Source organism: Photorhabdus hindustanensis (assembly GCF_002968995.1).
Lineage (GTDB): Bacteria > Pseudomonadota > Gammaproteobacteria > Enterobacterales > Enterobacteriaceae > Photorhabdus > Photorhabdus akhurstii.
Genome location: NZ_PUWT01000149.1, coordinates 1 through 1,697 on the forward strand (window position 1 = coordinate 1; position 1,697 = coordinate 1,697).

Genomic DNA, 1,697 nt, shown 5'->3' on the forward strand with positions numbered 1-1,697 from the left:
GGCGGCGGCCGAAACAATCCTTGTACGGCCTGCGGCTGGGCGGACACGGCGAGAACCCGCCACTGGACCCGGGCCTCCGATTCGCCGGGCAACTTTTTGATGAGGAAAGTGGTTTATTTTATAATCGGTTCCGCTATTATTTGCCGGAAGGCTGTTGTTACCTGAGTGCCGACCCAATCGGGCTAAATGGGGGTCCGAACCCGTATGCGTACGTCCATAATCCGGCAAACTGGATTGATCCGCTGGGTCTTGCTGGCTGTCCTGGAACAAAAGAAATTTCAAGGGGTGACAACCCTTATCAAACAAGGGTAGATCCAAGAATCCCAAATAGACCTGACCCTAACTATTCAATAGATACAAGTACTTTCACTAGTGGCAAAATGACTGCTAATGGTGGTATCAGAAACAATAAAGAATTTTGGCAACAATGGAGTAATTTGCAGCCAGATTCTTTAAGTAAAAGTAATATGTACCGAATAAAAGAGTTAGGATTATCACCTAAAATAGATAATCAATGGATTAAGGCGTTTCCAGAACATGTGAATTACAAGGGTGAAACATTAATTCACCATCACGTTGATTTTGGGCATTACGCAATACCCGTCCCGAGTTCAACTCATGTTGGCAGTGGCGGTATATGGCATACAAAATAAAAAGGAGAATTTTATGTTGCTAACGATTAAAGAAATAAGCGAACAATTAGATGAGAAATTCTCACCATTAGGTGATGACTTTGATGACCTGAAATTATCGAAAAGATACAAACCGTTATTAAACGTTGAAATCTCAGAAAAAAAACTGAATATCGCATTCCCTAAAGAATTTATATCATTCATAAAAGACTATGATTTAGATAACTTCTCATTAGGAAACATATCATTTGGTAATGGCTCTGATTATCTTGAAATGATAGTAAATATTAATAGTAAGGATAATTTTAATCATTGGTGGATTGGTGAAAATAGACCTAAAGAATTTATTGTCATAGCAATATCTGATCCTTATACCATATTGCTAAACACTATTGCTGGTGAGGTTTTTGTCATGACCAGTGAATCATCAATGAATGACTTTGAACAAGTTTCAGCTAATTTTGAATTATTTATCAGAGGTGTTGGGACTATTTTCTTAGGTAAAGAAACATCCACAAAAATCATTGAATATGTTGGTTCTCGGACAAATGAATTTTGGGAAGAAATAGCAAATTAAATGATGTTAAGGCCGGAAAGATCTTTCCGGCCTTCTGATGATCTACCGTGGCGCATACCCACGATAAGCCAGTGCCGACTGAAGCTTACCGATCGCATCCTTAATCTGATACGCTTCCTCGTCATTCACCGCGCAAGCCCGTATCTCCGCCCAGCTCAGCCGCTTCACCAGTTGGGCTAAGGCCAGCGCTTCAATGTGGGTTAACTGAATGTCCTGTAAATGTTCAATCACCACGTTCATTTTATCCTCTGTAATACTCCGGTCATCTCACCTTGTTCTTCCTCTCCGGCCCCTGCACGCTACTGCTTCCTTATCTTCACCTGGAGACTGACACCATGAGCCGTAGCCGATATACCCCGGAACAAAAACAACACCATGTGGCCCAATGGCGCCACAGTAACCTGACCCGAAAACAGTATTGCGAACAGCATCAGCTGAGTTTTTCCTCTTTCCGCGACTGGATTGCCGACAGTCCACAAAATGCGCCA

4 protein-coding genes are annotated in these 1,697 nt (G+C 42.0%); 3 read left to right on the forward strand and 1 reads right to left on the reverse strand.

Annotated features, from left to right (window positions below; all coding sequences use genetic code 11):
* Together C6H66_RS27375 and C6H66_RS24815 are read left to right on the forward strand one after the other, a co-directional pair.
* Positions 1-653: RHS repeat-associated core domain-containing protein (locus C6H66_RS27375; RefSeq protein ID WP_282183138.1), on the forward strand; the 653-nt coding region annotated here is incomplete at its 5' end.
* Positions 654-666: 13 nt separating this feature from the next.
* The gene (locus tag C6H66_RS24815; RefSeq protein ID WP_105397042.1) at positions 667-1,209 is read left to right on the forward strand and encodes a nuclease; all 543 of its coding nucleotides are present in this window, start codon (positions 667-669) and stop codon (positions 1,207-1,209) included.
* A gap of 42 nt (positions 1,210-1,251) precedes the next feature.
* Here C6H66_RS24815 and C6H66_RS24820 read toward each other — a convergent pair whose 3' ends face one another.
* Positions 1,252-1,449 carry a DUF7706 family protein gene (locus tag C6H66_RS24820; protein WP_105397043.1) on the reverse strand — a complete coding sequence of 66 codons (198 nt, stop codon included), beginning with the start codon at positions 1,447-1,449 and terminating at the stop codon, positions 1,252-1,254.
* 95 nt (positions 1,450-1,544) lie between these two features.
* Between C6H66_RS24820 and tnpA the strand changes: the two genes are divergently transcribed.
* A partial coding sequence (tnpA, locus tag C6H66_RS27535) for an IS66 family insertion sequence element accessory protein TnpA (protein WP_146111142.1) occupies positions 1,545-1,697 on the forward strand: 153 nt, incomplete at its 3' end.

Bases quoted from the DNA above. Each gene is read 5' to 3' on its own strand.
- C6H66_RS24815 (WP_105397042.1), top strand. From the start codon at position 667: ATGTTGCTAACGATTAAAGAAATAAGCGAACAATTAGATGAGAAATTC.
- C6H66_RS24820 (WP_105397043.1), bottom strand. From the start codon at position 1,449: ATGAACGTGGTGATTGAACATTTACAGGACATTCAGTTAACCCACATT.